The organism is Mycobacterium sp. IS-1496 (genome assembly GCF_001499995.1).
Classification (GTDB): domain Bacteria; phylum Actinomycetota; class Actinomycetes; order Mycobacteriales; family Mycobacteriaceae; genus Mycobacterium.
Genome location: NZ_LQIU01000023.1, coordinates 1 through 16,242, shown reverse-complemented (window position 1 = coordinate 16,242; position 16,242 = coordinate 1). Strand labels below are relative to the sequence as shown.

At 68.6% G+C, this 16,242-nt stretch carries 19 protein-coding genes and 2 pseudogenes; 2 read left to right on the top strand and 19 right to left on the bottom strand.

The genetic code is table 11. The features are described from left to right. Positions 1–41: 41 nt before the first annotated feature. The 8 genes from nuoF to AU195_RS13210 all read right to left on the bottom strand — a co-directional run bounded on the left by nuoF (position 42) and on the right by AU195_RS13210 (position 6,194). Entirely contained in the window at positions 42–1,358 is a 1,317-nt protein-coding gene (nuoF, locus tag AU195_RS13245; protein WP_059159536.1) for an NADH-quinone oxidoreductase subunit NuoF, read from the bottom strand. Further along, complete coding sequence (gene nuoE, locus AU195_RS13240; RefSeq protein ID WP_082703063.1) at positions 1,355–2,200, bottom strand: NADH-quinone oxidoreductase subunit NuoE; 846 nt, start codon at positions 2,198–2,200, stop codon at positions 1,355–1,357. Before nuoE ends, nuoF begins: the two co-directional genes overlap by 4 nt. Beyond that, positions 2,200–3,534 carry an NADH dehydrogenase (quinone) subunit D gene (nuoD, locus tag AU195_RS13235; protein WP_059159534.1) on the bottom strand — a complete coding sequence of 445 codons (1,335 nt, stop codon included), beginning with the start codon at positions 3,532–3,534 and terminating at the stop codon, positions 2,200–2,202. Before nuoD ends, nuoE begins: the two co-directional genes overlap by 1 nt. Continuing rightward, a complete protein-coding gene (locus AU195_RS13230; RefSeq protein ID WP_059159533.1) occupies positions 3,534–4,229 on the bottom strand; it encodes an NADH-quinone oxidoreductase subunit C in 696 nt (231 codons plus the stop codon). Before AU195_RS13230 ends, nuoD begins: the two co-directional genes overlap by 1 nt. Next, on the bottom strand, positions 4,226–4,780 hold the full coding sequence (locus AU195_RS13225; protein WP_059159532.1) for a NuoB/complex I 20 kDa subunit family protein: 555 nt from the start codon (positions 4,778–4,780) through the stop codon (positions 4,226–4,228). The genes AU195_RS13230 and AU195_RS13225 overlap by 4 nt, the downstream gene beginning before the upstream one ends. Then, the gene (locus AU195_RS13220) at positions 4,771–5,154 is read right to left on the bottom strand and encodes an NADH-quinone oxidoreductase subunit A (RefSeq protein WP_059159531.1); all 384 of its coding nucleotides are present in this window, start codon (positions 5,152–5,154) and stop codon (positions 4,771–4,773) included. Before AU195_RS13220 ends, AU195_RS13225 begins: the two co-directional genes overlap by 10 nt. Before the next feature lie 174 nt (positions 5,155–5,328). After that, positions 5,329–5,727 carry an Rv3143 family two-component system response regulator gene (locus AU195_RS13215; protein WP_059159530.1) on the bottom strand — a complete coding sequence of 133 codons (399 nt, stop codon included), beginning with the start codon at positions 5,725–5,727 and terminating at the stop codon, positions 5,329–5,331. Positions 5,728–5,792: 65 nt separating this feature from the next. Next, entirely contained in the window at positions 5,793–6,194 is a 402-nt protein-coding gene (locus AU195_RS13210; RefSeq protein WP_059159529.1) for a nuclear transport factor 2 family protein, read from the bottom strand. Positions 6,195–6,246: 52 nt separating this feature from the next. Between AU195_RS13210 and AU195_RS13205 the strand changes: the two genes are divergently transcribed. Further along, positions 6,247–6,879 (top strand): class I SAM-dependent methyltransferase, encoded by a 633-nt coding sequence (locus AU195_RS13205; protein WP_059159528.1) that lies wholly within the window; start codon positions 6,247–6,249, stop codon positions 6,877–6,879. 13 nt (positions 6,880–6,892) lie between these two features. On the opposite strand, the gene AU195_RS26190 is transcribed toward AU195_RS13205, so the two are convergent. Genes AU195_RS26190 through AU195_RS13165 form a run of 8 tightly spaced genes read right to left on the bottom strand, consistent with a single transcriptional unit; the run spans position 6,893 to position 14,475 of the window. Next, a complete protein-coding gene (locus AU195_RS26190; RefSeq protein WP_059159527.1) occupies positions 6,893–7,243 on the bottom strand; it encodes a DUF6285 domain-containing protein in 351 nt (116 codons plus the stop codon). Beyond that, the gene (locus tag AU195_RS13195; RefSeq protein WP_059159526.1) at positions 7,240–8,199 is read right to left on the bottom strand and encodes a phosphotransferase family protein; all 960 of its coding nucleotides are present in this window, start codon (positions 8,197–8,199) and stop codon (positions 7,240–7,242) included. Before AU195_RS13195 ends, AU195_RS26190 begins: the two co-directional genes overlap by 4 nt. Continuing rightward, positions 8,196–9,434, bottom strand: a complete 1,239-nt coding sequence (locus AU195_RS13190) for an acyl-CoA dehydrogenase family protein (protein WP_059159525.1) — start codon at positions 9,432–9,434, stop codon at positions 8,196–8,198. The genes AU195_RS13195 and AU195_RS13190 overlap by 4 nt, the downstream gene beginning before the upstream one ends. Before the next feature lie 22 nt (positions 9,435–9,456). Further along, positions 9,457–10,074, bottom strand: coding sequence for a TetR/AcrR family transcriptional regulator (locus AU195_RS13185; protein WP_059159524.1), 618 nt, complete (start codon positions 10,072–10,074; stop codon positions 9,457–9,459). Positions 10,075–10,080: 6 nt separating this feature from the next. Further along, positions 10,081–10,986, bottom strand: coding sequence for a hydroxymethylglutaryl-CoA lyase (locus AU195_RS13180; RefSeq protein WP_059159523.1), 906 nt, complete (start codon positions 10,984–10,986; stop codon positions 10,081–10,083). Beyond that, complete coding sequence (locus AU195_RS13175; protein WP_059159522.1) at positions 10,983–12,185, bottom strand: CaiB/BaiF CoA transferase family protein; 1,203 nt, start codon at positions 12,183–12,185, stop codon at positions 10,983–10,985. The genes AU195_RS13180 and AU195_RS13175 overlap by 4 nt, the downstream gene beginning before the upstream one ends. After that, a complete protein-coding gene (locus AU195_RS13170) occupies positions 12,182–13,372 on the bottom strand; it encodes an alpha/beta hydrolase (protein WP_059159521.1) in 1,191 nt (396 codons plus the stop codon). Before AU195_RS13170 ends, AU195_RS13175 begins: the two co-directional genes overlap by 4 nt. Then, complete coding sequence (locus AU195_RS13165; protein ID WP_059159520.1) at positions 13,369–14,475, bottom strand: homogentisate 1,2-dioxygenase; 1,107 nt, start codon at positions 14,473–14,475, stop codon at positions 13,369–13,371. Before AU195_RS13165 ends, AU195_RS13170 begins: the two co-directional genes overlap by 4 nt. Positions 14,476–14,613: 138 nt before the next feature. Here AU195_RS13165 and AU195_RS13160 point away from each other — a divergent pair, with 138 nt between their 5' ends. Further along, on the top strand, positions 14,614–15,108 hold the full coding sequence (locus AU195_RS13160; protein WP_059159519.1) for an SRPBCC family protein: 495 nt from the start codon (positions 14,614–14,616) through the stop codon (positions 15,106–15,108). On the opposite strand, the gene AU195_RS13155 is transcribed toward AU195_RS13160, so the two are convergent. From AU195_RS13155 to AU195_RS13150, 3 genes and pseudogenes are all read right to left on the bottom strand, one after another. Next, a complete protein-coding gene (locus AU195_RS13155; protein WP_059159518.1) occupies positions 15,080–15,466 on the bottom strand; it encodes a nitroreductase family deazaflavin-dependent oxidoreductase in 387 nt (128 codons plus the stop codon). The genes AU195_RS13160 and AU195_RS13155 overlap by 29 nt on opposite strands. Before the next feature lie 27 nt (positions 15,467–15,493). Continuing rightward, positions 15,494–15,664 (bottom strand): annotated as a pseudogene (locus AU195_RS25215) (acyl-CoA dehydrogenase family protein); the annotation flags it as partial. Between the two features lie 57 nt (positions 15,665–15,721). Beyond that, positions 15,722–16,242: pseudogene (locus tag AU195_RS13150) on the bottom strand (HNH endonuclease signature motif containing protein); the annotation flags it as partial.

Below are 16,242 nucleotides of genomic sequence, written 5' to 3'. Positions count from 1 at the left end.
GGAATGTCGCAGTGGCTGCACGTTCGGCGACACGAGGACGCTCACACCCCCACCTCCTGTCCTGCCATCAGCGTCGAGGCGTGGGGATCGAACGGGCATCCGCCCCCGAGGTGGGCGAGGTACTCGTCGCGGAAGTACTTGATCGACGAGATGATCGGGCTGGCCGCACCGTCCCCCAACGCGCAGAACGACTTCCCGAGGATGGTGTCGGAGATGTCGAGCAGTTTGTCGACGTCGGCCTCGGTGGCGTCGCCGCTTTCCAGGCGGGCGTAGATCTGGGCGAGCCAGTAGGTGCCCTCGCGGCACGGTGTGCACTTACCGCAGGATTCGTGGGCGTAGAACTGCGTCCAGCGGCGTACGGCGCGCACCACGCAGGTGGTCTCGTCGAAGATCTGCAGCGCCTTGGTGCCGAGCATCGATCCCACCGAGGCCATGCCCTCGTAATCCAGTGGCACATCGAGATGCTCACCGGTGAGCAGTGGCGTCGAAGACCCGCCGGGGGTCCAGAACTTCAGCTCGTGACCGGCCCGGACGCCGCCGGCGTAGTCGAGCAGTTCGCGCAGGGTGATCCCCAGCGGCGCCTCGTACTGACCCGGGCGGGTGACGTGGCCGGACAGCGAATACAACGTGAAGCCGGGCGATTTCTCCGAACCCATCGAACGGAACCAGTCGATGCCGCCCTGCAGGATCGGCGGCACGCTGGCGATCGACTCGACGTTGTTGACCACCGTCGGGCACGCGTACAGGCCGGCGACGGCCGGGAACGGCGGGCGCAACCGGGGTTGGCCGCGGCGGCCTTCCAGCGAGTCCAGCAGCGCCGTCTCCTCACCGCAGATGTAGGCACCCGCCCCGGCGTGCACGATCAGGTCGAGGTCGAAACCGGATCCGCGGATGTCGGCGCCCAGATAGCCGGCCTCGTAGGCCTCGGCGACCGCGGCCTGCAACCGGCGCAGCACCGGCACCACCTCACCGCGCACGTAGATGAACGCATGGTGGGCGCGGATCGCGTAGGCGGCGATGATCGCACCCTCCACCAGGAAGTGCGGCGTGGTGAGCAGCAGCGGAATGTCCTTGCACGTACCCGGTTCCGACTCGTCGGCGTTGACCACGAGGTAGTGCGGTTTGGCTGCCGGTCCGCTCTCGCCCTGGGGGATGAACGACCACTTCGTGCCGGTCGGGAAGCCCGCCCCGCCGCGTCCGCGCAGTCCCGAGTTCTTCACTGTGGCGATGACGTCGTCGGGAGGCGTGCCGAGCGCCTGTTCCAGCGCCCGGTACCCACCGTGGCGCCGGTAGGTCTCCAGCGTCCAGGGTTCGGGCTCGTCCCAGAACCGGCTCAGCACCGGGGTGAGCGCGGTCATGACGCCGGTCCCGAACCGTCTCCGGCACGCGGCACCGTCGCCGACGGAGCGGGGGCGGGTTCGTCCCGCGTCGAGTCGGCCGCCTCGGTGATCTCCGGATCCGGCTGTGTTCCTTCGTTTTCGGCCTCGGCGGGATCCGGCGCCGACATGCCGTTCGCGCGGGCCACCCGCAGACCGGCCAGCGTCGCGTCGCCCGTCCCGCCGGGGTTGGTGACCGCACGGGGGTCGCCGAGTCCGGCGAGGGTGCGCGCGGTGTCCCGGAACGTGCACAGGGGCGCGCCCCGGGTCGGCGTGGCCGGTGTGCCCGCCCGCAGGGAGTCGACGAGGTCGCGGGCCGAGGCGGGCGTCTGGTTGTCGAAGAACTCCCAGTTCACCATCACGACCGGGGCGTAGTCGCACGCGGCGTTGCATTCGATGTGCTCGAGGGTGACCCGCCCGTCGGCGGTCGTCTGCCCGGCGGGTACGCCGAGATGCTCTGTCAGCGCGTCGAGGATCTCGTCGCCGCCCATGATCGCGCACAGGGTGTTCGTGCAGACCCCGATCAGGTAGTCGCCGGTCGGCGTGCGCCGGTACATCGAGTAGAAGGTCGCCACCGCGGTCACCTCGGCGGCGGTCAACCCGAGCACGTTGGCGCAGAACGCGATTCCCGCCGAGGTGAGGCAACCGTCCTCGCCCTGCGCCAGGTGCAGCAGCGGCAGCAACGCCGACCGGGCCTGCGGATACCGCGCGACGATGCGGGCGGCGTCGTCGGTCAGGCGTGCCGCGACGTCGTCCGGATAGGTTGTGGGGCCGCCGACCGGCGGGCCGGGTTCCTCCGGCCGCTGCCCGAGTTCGAGGAAAATCACCTGTCCACCCCGCCCATGACCGGGTCGATCGACGCCACCGCCGAGATCGCGTCGGCGACCATACCCCCCTCGCACATCGCCGCCACCGCTTGCAGATTCGTGAACGACGGATCGCGGTAGTGGACGCGGTAGGGCCGTGTGCCACCGTCGGAGACCATGTGTACGCCGAGTTCGCCGCGCGGCGATTCCACTGCCGTGTACACCTGTCCGGCGGGCACCCGGATGCCTTCAGTCACCAGCTTGAAGTGGTGGATCAGGCCTTCCATCGACTGGCCCATGATGCGGGCGATGTGGGCGGGCGAGTTGCCGAGACCGTCGGGCCCCAGTTCGAGATCGGCCGGCCAGGCCAGCTTCTTGTCCTCGATCATCACCGGTCCGGGCTCGAGGCGGTCCACACACTGTTCGACGATCTTGAGCGATTCCCGCATCTCCTTGACCCGGATCAGATAGCGGCCGTAGGCGTCGCACCCGTCGTCGGTGATCACGTCGAATTCGTAGTTCTCGTAACCGCAGTACGGCTGGGCCCGGCGCAGATCGTGCGGCAGCCCGGTCGAGCGCAGCACCGGCCCGGTGATGCCCAGCGCCATGCAACCCGCCAGGTCGAGGTAGCCGATGCCCTGCGTGCGGGCCTTCCAGATGTAGTTCTCGTTGAGCAGGTTCTCCAGGTCACGCAGACGTCCCGGCAGCAGCGCGAGCAGGTCGCGGATACGCGCGACGGCGCCGTCGGGCAGATCGGCGGCCAGACCGCCGGGCCGGATGTACGCGTGGTTCATCCGCAGTCCGGTGATCATCTCGAACACCGACAGGATCTCCTCGCGTTCCCGGAAGCCGTAGAACATCGCGCTCATCGCCCCGAGTTCCATACCGCCGGTGGCCAGCGCGACCAGATGCGAGGAGATGCGGTTGAGTTCCATCAACATCACCCGGATCACGTTGCTGCGCTCCGGGATCGCGTCGGTGACCCCGAGCAGCTTCTCCACACCCAGGCAGTAGGCCGTTTCGTTGAAGAACGGTGACAGGTAATCCATCCGGGTGACGAAGGTGACGCCCTGGGTCCAGTTCCGGTACTCCAGATTCTTCTCGATGCCGGTGTGCAGATAGCCGATACCGCAACGGGCCTCGGTGATCGTCTCGCCCTCGATCTCGAGGATCAACCGGAGCACACCGTGCGTCGAGGGGTGCTGCGGCCCCATGTTGACGACGATGCGTTCACCGGCTTGCGCCTGTTCGGCGGCGGCCACCACCTGTTCCCAGTCCTCACCGCCGACGACCACCACGGTGTCGGAGCGCGCGTCACCGCCCGCGACGGGCGGGTCAGGGGGAGTGTTCATCAGTTGTAGGCCCTCCGCTCGTCGGGCGGTGGGATCCGGGCGCCGTGGTACTCGACGGGGATGCCGCCCAGCGGGTAGTCCTTGCGCTGCGGGTGCCCGACCCAGTCGTCGGGCATCTCGATCCGGGTCAGCGACGGGTGGCCGTCGAAGATGATGCCGAAGAAGTCGTAGGTCTCCCGCTCGTGCCAGTCGGTGGTGGGATACACCGCGAACACCGACGGGATGTGCGGATCATCGTCGGGGGTGGCCACTTCCAACCGGATTCGCCGGTTGTGGGTGATCGACATCAGCGGGTAGACGGCGTGCAGTTCGCGGCCCGCGTCGCCGGGATAGTGGACGCCGCTGACGCCGAGGCACAGTTCGAACCGCAGGGCCGCATCGTCGCGCAGCGTCCTGGCGACCACCGGCAGCCGGGACCGCGTGACCTCCAGCGTCAGTTCGTCGCGGTACACGACGACGCGCTCGACCGATGCGTCGTAGTCGTCCTGGCCCAGGGCGGCGGCCAGCCTGTCGACGACGTCGTCGAAGTAGCCGCCGTACGGCCGCGGTGAACCGCCGGGCAGCGTGACCGGCCGGATCAGCCTGCCGTACCCCGACGTGTCGCCAGAATCCCTGGCGCCGAACATCCCTCGGCGCACGCCGATGACCTCGGGGTCGGCCGTACCGTTCGGGGTGGTGTGGTGTGCCTCCGTCACCGCAGCAGACCCTTCAGCTCGATCGTGGACGGCACCGCCAGCGCCGCCTGTTCGGCCTCCCGGATGGCCTCGTCGCGATTGACGCCCAGCGGCATCTGCTGAATCTTCTCGTGCAGCTTGATGATTGCGTGGAGCAGCATCTCCGGCCGCGGTGGGCAGCCGGGCAGGTAGATGTCCACCGGGACGACGTGATCGACGCCCTGGACGATCGCGTAGTTGTTGAACATGCCGCCCGACGACGCGCACACCCCCATCGCGAGCACCCATTTCGGCTCGGCCATCTGGTCATAGATCTGCCGCAGCACCGGTGCCATCTTCTGGCTGACCCGGCCGGCGACGATCATCAGGTCCGCCTGCCGGGGAGTCGCCGAGAAGCGCTCCATGCCGAACCGGGAGATGTCGAACCGAGGCCCGGCGGTGGACATCATCTCGATCGCACAGCAGGCGAGGCCGAACGTCGCGGGCCACAGCGAACCGCTGCGGACATAACCCGCGACCTTCTCGACCGTCGACAGCAGGATGCCGCCCGGCAGGCGTTCCTCTAGTCCCAATTGAGGCCTCCCCGGCGCCACACGTAGGCGTACGCGACGAACACGGTGAGCATGAACAGCAGCATCTCCACCAGGGCGAACAGGCCGAGGCTGTCGAACGCGACCGCCCACGGGTAGAGGAAGACGATCTCGATGTCGAAGACGATGAACAGCATCGCCGTCAGGTAGTACTTGATCGGGAACCGCTGGACGTTGACCGCCGTGCGTTCCGCCCCCGGCGCGGCCTCCGGCAGGGGTTCGATGCCGCATTCGTAAGCCTGCAGCTTCGCCCGGTTGTAGCGGGTCGGCCCGACGACTCCGGCGATCACCACCGACACCACCGCGAACACCGCCGCGATGGCGCCGAGTACCAGGATCGGCGTGTACAGGTCCATACCGGCCAAACGCTCCCTCGGGGCTGTCGATGTGAGCTAACCCACAGCCTAGCCATGTTTGGGATCTGCGCCACACCTTTTGGTTAGTATCGTTCACCAGTGCGGCGCGTGTCCTCGGCCTGCCCGGACATGCGTGAACGCCGCAGGGCGACAGTGGTTTTCGGAAATCCGCTACTACGCGGAAAGCCGCAGCAGCGACACGACCGCCTCGCCGAGGCGGATGGGGTCGATCGGGTGCGGTACGGCTGCTTCGGCGCGTGACCAGGTGGCCAGCCAGGCGTCGTCCGGGCGGCCGGTCAACACCAGGATCGGCGGGGGGTCGGTGATCTCGTCCTTGATCTGCTTCGCCAGGCCCATCCCGCCGGCGGGGGTGGCTTCGCCGTCGAGGATCGCCAGGTCGAAACCGCCCGCGTCGAGCTGTTTGATCACCATCGGGGCGGTTGCCACGTCGAGGTAGTCCAGCTCCGGCAGTTCCGGGTGGACCCGCCTGCCGAGCGCCAGCCGCACCGCCTCCCGCGTCTGCGGATTGTCGCTGTAGACCAGGAGCCGCAGCGTACGGGGCGGTGCTGCCATGGCGCCGATGCTAGCGGCTGCGCCCGCCCCGGCGATCCACTCGGGGAATTTGTCTGTCGCGCCGTCTACTCGGGCGTGTCGCCGAGCAGCGGTGCCATGTCGGCCGGGTCGAAGTACTCGTCGATACGGGTGATCAGACCGTCGCCGCGCACGATGATCACGATGCACACCCGCAGCGCGATGGAGTTGCCGTTGGTGCCGGTGGCGTGCAGGACGTGCTGCTGGACGAACCCGTCCCCGAACAGGCGCCGGTCGAGGATCTCGTACCGCCGCTCCGTGGTGTGGTCGATGAACCAGAAGATCACCCGCAGTGCGCGGGCGCGGTCGTTGTCCCGCCGGTCACCGGAGTGCCACACCAGCACGTCGTCGGCCCACATCGCCTCGACGGCGGCGGTGTCGCTGCGCTCGATGGCGTCGAAGAGGCGATCGGCCACCCCGACGACGATGTCGACCGGCACGTCAGCCATGTCGCATCCTTCCGCTTGACCTGAAGTTCTCTTGAGGTACGAGACTGCGGACATGCCTGAGACGACACCCCCGAAGTCCCTGTTCGACGAGGTCTATGCCGGCGGAGCCGCGCCCTGGGTGATCGGCGCGCCGCAACCCGCGATCGTCGAGCTCGAACGGCGCGGCGGCATCCGTGGCGCCGTCCTCGACGCCGGCTGCGGGGCCGGCGAACACACCATCCTGCTGACCGGCCTCGGCTACGACGTGCTGGGCGTCGACTTCTCCGCCTTGGCGGTCGAGATGGCCCGGCGTAACGCGGCCGAGCGCGGGGTGGCGGCCCGCTTCGAGGTGGCCGACGCCCTGCACCTGGACGGCGGCCCGCGGTTCGACACCGTCGTCGACAGCGCTCTCTTCCACGTCTTCGATGCGACCGACCGGCGGCGCTACGTGCAGAGTCTGGGCACGGTCTGCCGTCCCGGCGCCGTCGTCCACATCCTGGCGCTCTCCGATGCCGGCCGGGGGTTCGGACCGCAGGTCAGCGAGACCGACATCCGCACCGCGTTCACCGACGGCTGGCGGATCGAATCGCTCGAGAGCGCCACCTACCGCGGCGTGGTCGGCCCCGCGCACGCCGAGGCGCTGGGACTGCCGGTGGGCGCGCAGGTCGACGAACCGGCGTGGCTGGCCCGCGTGCGGTTCGGCTGACCGCATCGCGCGCTCAGCCCTCCTGGTCATAGCCCGGATGCGCGACGCCGAGCCGGTGTCGCACGATCGCGCGCAGCGCCGGGAGCAGTTCCCGGGCCCGGTCGTCGAACTCACCGCCACGGATCGCGGCCGCCAACTGTGTCTCGTCGTCGAACCCCAGGCGGGCCAGCGCCCCGACGGCCTCCCCGGAGGACGCGTCGGCGAGTTCGCGTTCGACGGTGCGCAACACATTGGTCGCGACCCGGAGGTGGAACCCGACATGACCGTCGATGGCGGGCCGGACCTCGTCGTCGAGGAAGTCGGCCACCGCGGCGACGAGTTCGGCCGCGGTCGGTCTGCCGTACAGCCACTGAGGTCCGGTCATCGCGGCCCACCGCCTTCGAGGAGGTCGAGCAGATCCCATTCGGTCTCGCAGACGCGGCGCCCGATCGCCGCCAGTTCGACCGACGGTGTCTGCCCGCTGAGGTGGCGTTCGGCCTGGAAGCGGCAGATGACGCCCCACCGCAGCGTCGCGACCGTCAGCCACCAGCGGAACGCCGACCGGTCCAGGGTCTCGCCGCTCGCCGTCTCGTAGGCGCTGAGGAACTCCTCGACGCTGCCCAGACCGCCGGCGCCGAGCCGCTCGGAGGCGCCGAAGCGCCACGCCCGGATGCAGAACCAGGCGAGGTCCTCGTAGATCTCCCCGACGTGCACGAGTTCCCAGTCGAGGACCGCCGCAAGCCCGGTATCGTCGACGATCAGGTTGCCCATCCGGAAGTCACCGTGCACCAACCGGTGTGGCGTCGGCGGTGGCCGGTGGGCAGCCAGCCAGCGGAACGCCCATTCGAAAGTGGCTGTCGTGTCGCCTATCTCGTCGAGGCGTTCACGCCACTCGGCGATCTCGTCGGTCTCGGTGAGCCCGACGTCCCGCGGATCGGCGCGGTGGATGGCCGCCAGCGCCTCGGCGCACTGGGTGAGCAACCGGGTGCGTCCGGTGTCGTCGAGCGACCGGTAGATGCGGCGGACGATCGTCTCACCGCCGATCGCCTCGCAGATGAGATACGGATTGCCCAGTGCGGCAGGGTTGTTGTCGGCGGTCAGGATGTGGGGGACCGGTGCGCCGACGGCGGCGGCGCGCTGTTGGGCGCGGGCCTCGAGTTCCATCCCGGCGTGTACCTCGTCGGGCGGACCGGTGCGCAGGATGAGTGGGCTCCTGGAGTCCGCGGACACCGCGTCGAAGGCCCACGTGGTCCGGCTCGCACCACCGGTCAGCGTGGTCAGGTTCTCGACGGTCACCTCGCCGAGGATGGGGCGCAGCACCGCCTCGAGTTCGGACTTCACTTGCGTCCGAAACCGAACAGCCGTTGGGCCACCCGCCGGATCTGGATCTCCTCGGCGCCCTCGGTGATCCGGTAGCGCCGGTGATGGCGGTAGATGTGTTCGAACGGTTCGTGCCGGCTGTAGCCGACGCCACCGTGCACCTGCATCGCGCGGTCGGCGGCCTCGCACACCAGGCGGTTGGCGCGGTAGTTGGCCATCGAGACCTTGTCCGAGACCTCCATGTGGTGGCTGCGGTCGAGTTCGGTGGCCGCGTAGTACACCAGCAACCGCACCATCTGCGCCTCGGTCTGCAGTTCCACCAACGGCCACTGCACGGCCTGGTTCACCGCGAGCGGTTTCCCGAACACCATGCGCTGCCCGGCGTAGTCGACCGCCCGGTCGATGCAGTACTGGGCGGCACCGAGACTGCTCGCCGCCTGGCGAATCCGGTTCTCGTGCAGGAACGTCTGGCCCACCTCGAGTCCGCGGTCCACCTCGCCGAGGACGGCGTCCTCGGGCACCCGCACGTCGGTGAGCACCACCTCGCCGTGGTCGGTGGGCATGTTGAACGTCCACCAGTAGTAGGGCACCTCGAAACCCGGCGTATCGGTCGGGACGAGGAACGCGGTGATCCCGCGGGCCTGGCCCGGTTCGCCGGAGGTGCGGGCGAAGATCAGGTCGTGGGTCGCGCGGTGCACACCGGTGTTCCACCGCTTGGTGCCGTTGATGACCCACCCGTCACCGTCGCGCTCGGCCCGGGTCTCCAGCCACGTCGCGTCCGAACCGTGATTCGGTTCGGTCAGACCGAAGGCCATCGACCGCTTCCCGGTCAGCATGGCCTCGATCCACTCGGCCTTCTGCGCTTCGGTGCCGAAGCGGTCCATCATGATGACCTGGGGGAAATTGCCGACGATCGACGACTCGTCCTGCAGGTCGTTGTGCAGGCCGAGGCCCTTGTGTGCCAGGTGTTCCCGGATGACGGCCATGTCGATGTTGGACCCGCCGCGGCCGCCGAACTGCTCGGGCAGCCCGTACCGCAGCCATCCTGCCGCATCGGCGCGGCGGCGCATCTCGTCGAGTAGATCCTCCCACGCACGCTGCGGGATACCGCCGTTCTCCCAGTCGGTGCGGGCGTATTCGCGGTGGCGGTCGAAGTACTGGATGTGTTCGCGTTCCAGCGGTTTGATCTCCGCTTCGATGAACGCGTCCATCTCCTCGAGTACGCCGGGTAGGTGGTCCGGAAGGGTGAAGTCCATTTCTCTCCTCAGGGGCGTCGGTTCAGAAGCCATACAGCGTCTTCTTCCAGATGGTCGACAGCGTGGAGATCGCGTCGGCGTCACTCATCTGCAACCCGAGACCCGAGGTGCCGACCATCACGACCGTGAAGTTCTCGAACAACAGGGCAATCGCCGCGGCGGTGTACTCCGCGTTGAGTTCGGCGCCGTACCCCTGGTCCTGGGCGTGCCGTACCGACGCGGCGACGACGTCCATCCCGACTCGGCGGAATTCGTGCTGCAGGTCGGCGAATCGCCGCTGGGCTGTGGCCAGTTGCGCGACGGCGATCATGATGCCGATGTTCTGTTTGAAGGTGTTCCAGTAGCCGGTGACCACCGTGGTGAAGAACGCGCCGTCGTCGGGGGAGGACGGCAGCGGCACACTGGAACCCGACGGTGCGACGACATCGTCGAGGAAGGACTGCGCCAGCGCGGCGAGCAGATCCTCCTTGTCGTCGAAGTAGCGGTAGAACACCGCGGGCGACTTACCGGCCGCCGAGGTGATGTCGGCCAGGGTCGTACCGTGAAAACCCCGCTCGGCGAACAGCTTCCGGGCTGCCAGCTCGATGGCGTGCCGGGTCTGGCGGCCCTTGCTGCTCAGCGTCGACGACTCCGGGGCCATACGTGCTCAGCCGGTGATCCGGTCCCCGGCGCGCAGCAGCGCGCTGGGCAGGTCGTGTCCGACGACCGTGCGGGCGACGCCGGCGGCGGCGATGGCGCTCTGCAGGTCGACGTCGCTGTCGATACCGCTGTCGCGCAACAGGTAGACCAGATCCTCGGTGGCGATGTTGCCGCTCGCGCCCGGTGCGAAGGGGCAACCACCCAGACCGCCCACCGAGGCGTCGAGCCGGGTGATCCCCGCCTGGACGGCCGCGTACGCGCTGGCGAGCCCCGCACCGCGGGTGTTGTGGAAGTGGGCGCCGAGCGGCAGGTCGCCGATGCGGGGACGCACCAGCGCGACGAGATCGCTGACGCGCCGCGGGGTGGCGGTGCCGATGGTGTCGGCGATCGCCAACCGGTCGGCGCCGAATTCAACTGCAGCGTCGACGATCTCGACGACACGATCCGGTGGTGTCGGCCCGTCGAACGGACAATCCCATGCGGTCGCGATGATCACCTCGACGGTGGCGCCGCTGTCGTGGGCGATCGCGACGATGTCGGGGATGGCCGCGACCGCCTCCTTGCTGGACCGCCCGACGTTGGCGCGGCTGTGCCCGTCGGCGGCCGACACCACGTACTCGAGCGAGCGCAGGCCCGCCGCAATGGCCCGTTTGGCGCCGTTCGGGCTGGCGACCAGCGCCGAGAACTCGACCTGGTCGAATCGGCCGAGTTCGGCGGCCAGTTCGGCCGCGTCGGCGAGTGCGGGCACCTTCGACGGCGAGACGAACGCGGTCGCCTCGACCTCACGGACACCGGTCGCCACCACCGCTTCGAGCAGTTCGAGCTTGGCCGACAACGGAATCGGCGTCTCGATCTGCAGGCCGTCGCGCAGCGAGACCTCGCGGATGTCCACCTTGGCGGGCAACGTGCTCACAGCACCCCCTCGGCCCGGAGTTCGGCCAGTTCGTCGGCGGTCTTGCCGAGTATCCCGGCATAGACCTCCTCGTTGTGCTGACCCGGCCGCGCGGGCCCCGCGTTGCGGATGCTGCCCGGCGATTCCGAGAGCACCGGAACGATGCCCGGGCCGAGCACGACCCGGTCGACTCTCTCGTCGAAGTGTTCGGCGATCATGCCGCGCGCCTGCAGTTGCGGGTCGTCGACCACCTCGGCGACGGTGTTGATCGGTCCCGCGATCACCCCGGCCGCCGACAGCGTCTCGATGATGTCGCCGGGCTGACGTTCGGCCGCCCAGTCGCCGATGATCTTGTCGAGTTCGTCCTGATTGCGGCCCCGCGCACCGTGGTCGGCGAACCGGCCGTCGGCCGCCAGTTCGGGTTGCCCCATCGCGGCGCACAACCGGCGGAACACGGTGTCCTGGTTGGCTGCGATGACGACCCAGCTGTCGTCCGCGGTGCGGTAGATGTTCGACGGGGCGATGCCCTCGAGCCGGGTGCCCGACGGTCCGCGCACCACGCCGCCGACGTCGTAGTCGGGGATCGTCGACTCCTGCACCGCCAGACAGGATTCGGTGAGGGCGGTGTCGACCACCTGACCTTCACCGGTGACGGTGCGCCGGTACAGCGCCGCCAGTGCGCCCTGCGCGGCGAACATGCCGGCGAGGCTGTCGCCCAGCGAGAGGGCCAACCGCGGCGGGGGGCCGCCGGGGAACCCGTTGAGGTGGCGCAGACCGCTGGCGGCCTCGGCGACCGACGCGTAGCCGGCGCGATGTGCGTCCGGACCGGTCTGGCCGTAGCCGGACACCCGCACCAGGATGATGCCCTTGTTCCGCGCCTTGAGGACGTCGTAGCCGAGGTCCCAGCGCTCGAGTGTGCCGGGCCGGAAATTCTCGACGATGACGTCGGTCCGCTCGACGAGGTCGAGGAAGATGTCCCGGCCACGCGGCGTGCGCAGATCAAGCGTGATCGCCTTCTTGTTGCGGGCGTGCACGGTCCAGAAGAAGCGGTGGCCGTCGAGTTCGGCCTGGCCCCAGGTGCGCAACGGGTCCGGCGCCCCCGGCGGTTCGATCTTGAGCACCTCGGCGCCCATGTCGCCGAGCAACCGACCGGCGAACGGGCCGGAGATCAGTGTGCCGACCTCGATGACCCGAATACCGTCCAGCGCACCTGCCGTCATTCGCCCTCCGAAGTGAATCCGTGGCGGTGCAACCAGTCCGTGCAGATGCCGACCGCCTCCCGCAGCGTCTCACGTTGGTCGGGCCCGGAGTAGTAGTGGTTGGCGCCGGCGATCTCGTGCATCTCCTTGTCGGGATGGCCGATCGCCTCGAACAGCCGCCGGGTGTGGCTCGGAGTGCAGGCGTCGTCGGCGAGGTTGCCGATCACCAGGGCGGGCACGGCGATGTCGGGGCCGGCCTTGACCGCGTCGCCGTTCGCGTCGTCGTAGCTCCACTGAGACAGCCAGCTGCGCAGTGTGCAGAAGCGGGCCAGCCCGACCGGACTCATGTTGACCACCCTCGGGTCACCGAGGTAGCAGGTGCCCGGCGCGCGGTCGTTGGGATCGACGCTCGGGTCAAGCCAGCGCGGGTCGGCCATGGTGCCATGGACGACGAAGGCGAATTCGTCGTCCGGGCGTCCGCTCGATCGGAGCTCGGCCAGTTTGTCCTTGACCCATGCGGTGATTCGCCGGTTGCGGGCGATCTGGGCGGCGCGGTAGCGCTCGAGGAATTCGGGCGTGTACGGCGGCTGGTTGGGGTTGTCCGGGTTGTAGAGGTCGAGTTCGGGGTCCCGGTCGGTCGGATCCGACTCGTCGAGGATGGAGGCGTCGAGCCACTCGGTGAGCGTGCCGTGGCGGCTGATGTGGGCGGCCAGGAGCATGATGCCGTCGGCCGGGATCAGACCGAGCCGGGTGAGGTCGGGCCCGTCGCCGGACGGGCTCGCGGTCACGGTCGGATGCTGGGCCTGCTGCTGGTAGAACACCGACAGCGACCCGCCACCGCTCCACCCGGCGAGCACCACCTTGGAGTAACCCAACCGGTTCTTGGCGTCCTTGATCGCCTCGCCGAGGTCTTCGACGACCTTCTCCATCAGCAACGCCGAATCGGTCCCGCGGAACCGGCTGTTGCAGTAGATGACGTGGTGGCCGGCCTTGGCCAGCGCGTTCATCATCGGCAGGTACGCGCCGCCGCCGATCGGGTGCATGAACACCAGCACCGTGTCGGAGGGTCTGTTACGCGGCCGCAGCAGGTGGCTCTCCAGCACGACCAGTTCGGCGACACCGCCGTAGACGTCCCGCACTCCCGACGTGTTCTGGTAGGCGACGAGATACGGGATGCGGTCGTATTCGTACTTGATCGCCGTCGTCACGAGTGCTGGCCCAGGTCGTTGGCGAGCACCTCGGGTGAGGGGATCAGCCGCCTGCGGGTGTCGACGGCGATCACCTGCCAGTCCACCCGCTGGAACTCGTCGAACTTGCGGCGGGCGCGTTCCCGTGCCTTCTCCGGAGCGCCGTGGTGCACACCCTGGGGCGCGTGGGAGATGAGCCCCGGCGGCATCGGGATGCCGTACAGCGTGCCGCCGTGGAAGAACGCGATCTCGTCGTAGTCGACGTTGCGGTGATACCACGGTGTGCGCTCGGTGCCGGGGACGCCTTCGGCCGGCTTCGGCAGGAAGTTCATCACATACACCCCGGTGGCCTGCATGAACAGATGTGCGGTGGCGGGCAGGTGCACGCTGTCGGAGGTGATGACGTGGTAGTCGCTGATGTTGAACGTGAACGCGAAGTTGTCGCCGCGCCAGCCCTCGACGTCCAGTGGATGGTGTTGGTAGAACAGCGAAGTCGGGCCGCCCTCGTGGAAGAGCCGCACCTCGTACTCACCGTCGACCTGCGGGCCGACGCCGTCGTCGATGGGTTCCGGGTCGGGGATGGCGGCCTGGGTCGGGTCGAAGGGGAAGTGACGGCCGAGCGGGCCGGGCGGCGGTACCCGGAACTCGTCGGTGGACTGGATCATCAGCAGCGTGGTCTCGGCGTCGGGGATCTGCCGGAACGTGCACGCCTTGGGGATGTAGACCCAGTCGCCGGCGCGGTAGCGCAGCGGGCCGAACTCCGTCTCGAGCAGACCCGAACCGGTGTGGACGAACGACAGGAGGTCGCCGTCGACGTAGCGGGCGAAGTAGGGCATCTCGTCGGCGCGCCGGGACAACAGCACCTGGCAGTCGGCGTTGGAGAACATCAACAGCGGCGCGCCGTCGGCGTCGGTGGCGTCACTGGGTTTGAGCTGGTCGCTCAGCACGTCGAGGGGCCGCAGCGGTCCGACTGTGCGGAACGCGGTGGGGTCGTTGCGCCGGTACATGTTGGCGGTGCGCCCGGTGAAACCGCCGCGCCCGAGTTCGTCGTCTTTCTGGCCGTCGAGGTCGGCGTGCGGCCGTCGCGGCGTCTTGCCTTTTCGGAGGTGAACGAACGATTCCATCGGAGTCTCCTCGGACAGCGGTCACAAACTAAAACTGACGTTACTTTTATCTCCCACTCGGCACAAGAGTCTCCGATGACTTCCGGAGCCCCGCACGGTCTTCTCCCTCACACGACACCACGAACGAGGAGTGGCCGAATGCCGAATGACGTCATGACCGCGAGAACGACCGTCGACGCCCCCGCGGACGCGGTGTTCGCGGTGCTCGCCGACCCCGCGACCCACGCCGCGATCGACGGCACCGGATGGGTGCGCGAACCGCTTGATGCCGCCCCATTGACCGCCGAGGGGCAGATCTTCGAGATGGCGATGTACTTCGACAGGCCTCCGGACGGCCACTACCGGGTGGCAAACAGGGTGATCGCGTTCGACCCGCCCCGCGTCATCGCCTGGGAACCGGGCCAGCGCAACGGCAGTGAACTCGAGTTCGGCGGCTGGACCTGGCGTTACGATCTGGTGCCGCTGGCTCCGTCGCGCACCGAGGTGACGCTGACCTACGACTGGTCGGCGGTCCCGGCGGCGGTCCGGCGAGAGATTTCGTTCCCGCCCTTCGGACAGGACCACCTCGACAACTCGCTGCGCCACCTGGGCGATCTGGCCCGCCTCAGTCGGTCAGGTCCACCCGCACCGTGAGCAGGTCGGTGCCGAACGTGCGGACACCGAAGCTGTTGAACTGGGGGAGTTCTCGCAACCGGGCGCGCGGATCGTCGTCGGGCATCAGGTGGGCGACGCCGGCATGCCAGCGACCGCCCAGCCGCACCCGCACATGCGGGTCGGCCTTGATGTTGCGGATGTACTGCGAACGTTCGCCGAATTCCGAGACGAACCAGAACTGATCGCCGATCCGCCTGCCGCCCAGCGGTGTTCGACGCGGCTGACCGGAGGTGCGGCCGGTGGTCTCCAGCAGTGTCTGGAACGGTAGTCGGCGCATCACCGGATTGGCGATGCGTCTCTGGAACGTGTGGGTCACCGTGTCACGCAGGCCGGTCATTCAAGGGCTCCTCTCGGTCGTCGGTCCTCACACCATCGCGAACCCAGGGATCTGCGCGCCGATCGACAGCGCGCCCGCCAGTTCGCGGCTGGTCTCGTAATCGAAGATGACATGACCGGCGAGCACGTCGACGTCGCGTCTGGCACGTTGCAGCGGATTCGTGAGGGAGTGTGCGCTCGCACCCGATGCGGCCGCAAGGCGGAGGGAACCTCACCCGCGGCGAAGTGCGGGTGTGGTGTCGACGATCTGCGGCGCTTAGGCCGCCCGGCTTTCCGGGGGTGCGGGGCCGCCGGGTTCACCGGTGTTGTCGGCGGACCGGGTGGGTGAGTCGGGTTCCGCGGGGCTGGTTTCGTGGAAGTCGGCTAGCGATGCGGTGGCTTCCTCCGAGCGAACGGTCTGGTTGACCTCGTCGGCCACCGGGGCAGCGGTCTTCACGTGACCGGTCGTGTCGCGGTCGGCAGTCGGCGCGGCGTTGAGCTGTGTGTCGCCGGTGTCGTCAGCGACAGCGGGCTTTGTTGATGCAACGGTGTCGCCGCGGACGTCGGGGTCATCTGGCGGGCGCAGGAGGCGTTCGGGCCGGTGGTAATAGTTCAGCCGGGCCTGGCCGGTGTCCAGCCGTGGTGGCGGGATCCATTCGACCTCGTGCTGGTCGTTCATGCGGGTGGACCAGCCGCCGTCGTCGTCGACGCTGCGGTTGTCCGGCCCGCACGCGAGCCCGAGTTCATCGACGTTGGTGTTGCCGCCGTCGGTCCAGTCGGCGACCACGTGATGCACTT

Bases quoted from the DNA above. Each gene is read 5' to 3' on its own strand.
- nuoF (WP_059159536.1), bottom strand. From the start codon at position 1,358: ATGACCGCGCTCACCCCGGTGCTGAGCCGGTTCTGGGACGAGCCCGAA.
- nuoD (WP_059159534.1), bottom strand. From the start codon at position 3,534: ATGAACACTCCCCCTGACCCGCCCGTCGCGGGCGGTGACGCGCGCTCC.
- AU195_RS13220 (WP_059159531.1), bottom strand. From the start codon at position 5,154: ATGGACCTGTACACGCCGATCCTGGTACTCGGCGCCATCGCGGCGGTG.
- AU195_RS13215 (WP_059159530.1), bottom strand. From the start codon at position 5,727: ATGGCAGCACCGCCCCGTACGCTGCGGCTCCTGGTCTACAGCGACAAT.
- AU195_RS13210 (WP_059159529.1), bottom strand. From the start codon at position 6,194: ATGGCTGACGTGCCGGTCGACATCGTCGTCGGGGTGGCCGATCGCCTC.
- AU195_RS13205 (WP_059159528.1), top strand. From the start codon at position 6,247: ATGCCTGAGACGACACCCCCGAAGTCCCTGTTCGACGAGGTCTATGCC.
- AU195_RS26190 (WP_059159527.1), bottom strand. From the start codon at position 7,243: ATGACCGGACCTCAGTGGCTGTACGGCAGACCGACCGCGGCCGAACTC.
- AU195_RS13190 (WP_059159525.1), bottom strand. From the start codon at position 9,434: ATGGACTTCACCCTTCCGGACCACCTACCCGGCGTACTCGAGGAGATG.
- AU195_RS13185 (WP_059159524.1), bottom strand. From the start codon at position 10,074: ATGGCCCCGGAGTCGTCGACGCTGAGCAGCAAGGGCCGCCAGACCCGG.
- AU195_RS13175 (WP_059159522.1), bottom strand. From the start codon at position 12,185: ATGACGGCAGGTGCGCTGGACGGTATTCGGGTCATCGAGGTCGGCACA.
- AU195_RS13165 (WP_059159520.1), bottom strand. From the start codon at position 14,475: ATGGAATCGTTCGTTCACCTCCGAAAAGGCAAGACGCCGCGACGGCCG.
- AU195_RS13160 (WP_059159519.1), top strand. From the start codon at position 14,614: ATGCCGAATGACGTCATGACCGCGAGAACGACCGTCGACGCCCCCGCG.
- AU195_RS13155 (WP_059159518.1), bottom strand. From the start codon at position 15,466: ATGACCGGCCTGCGTGACACGGTGACCCACACGTTCCAGAGACGCATC.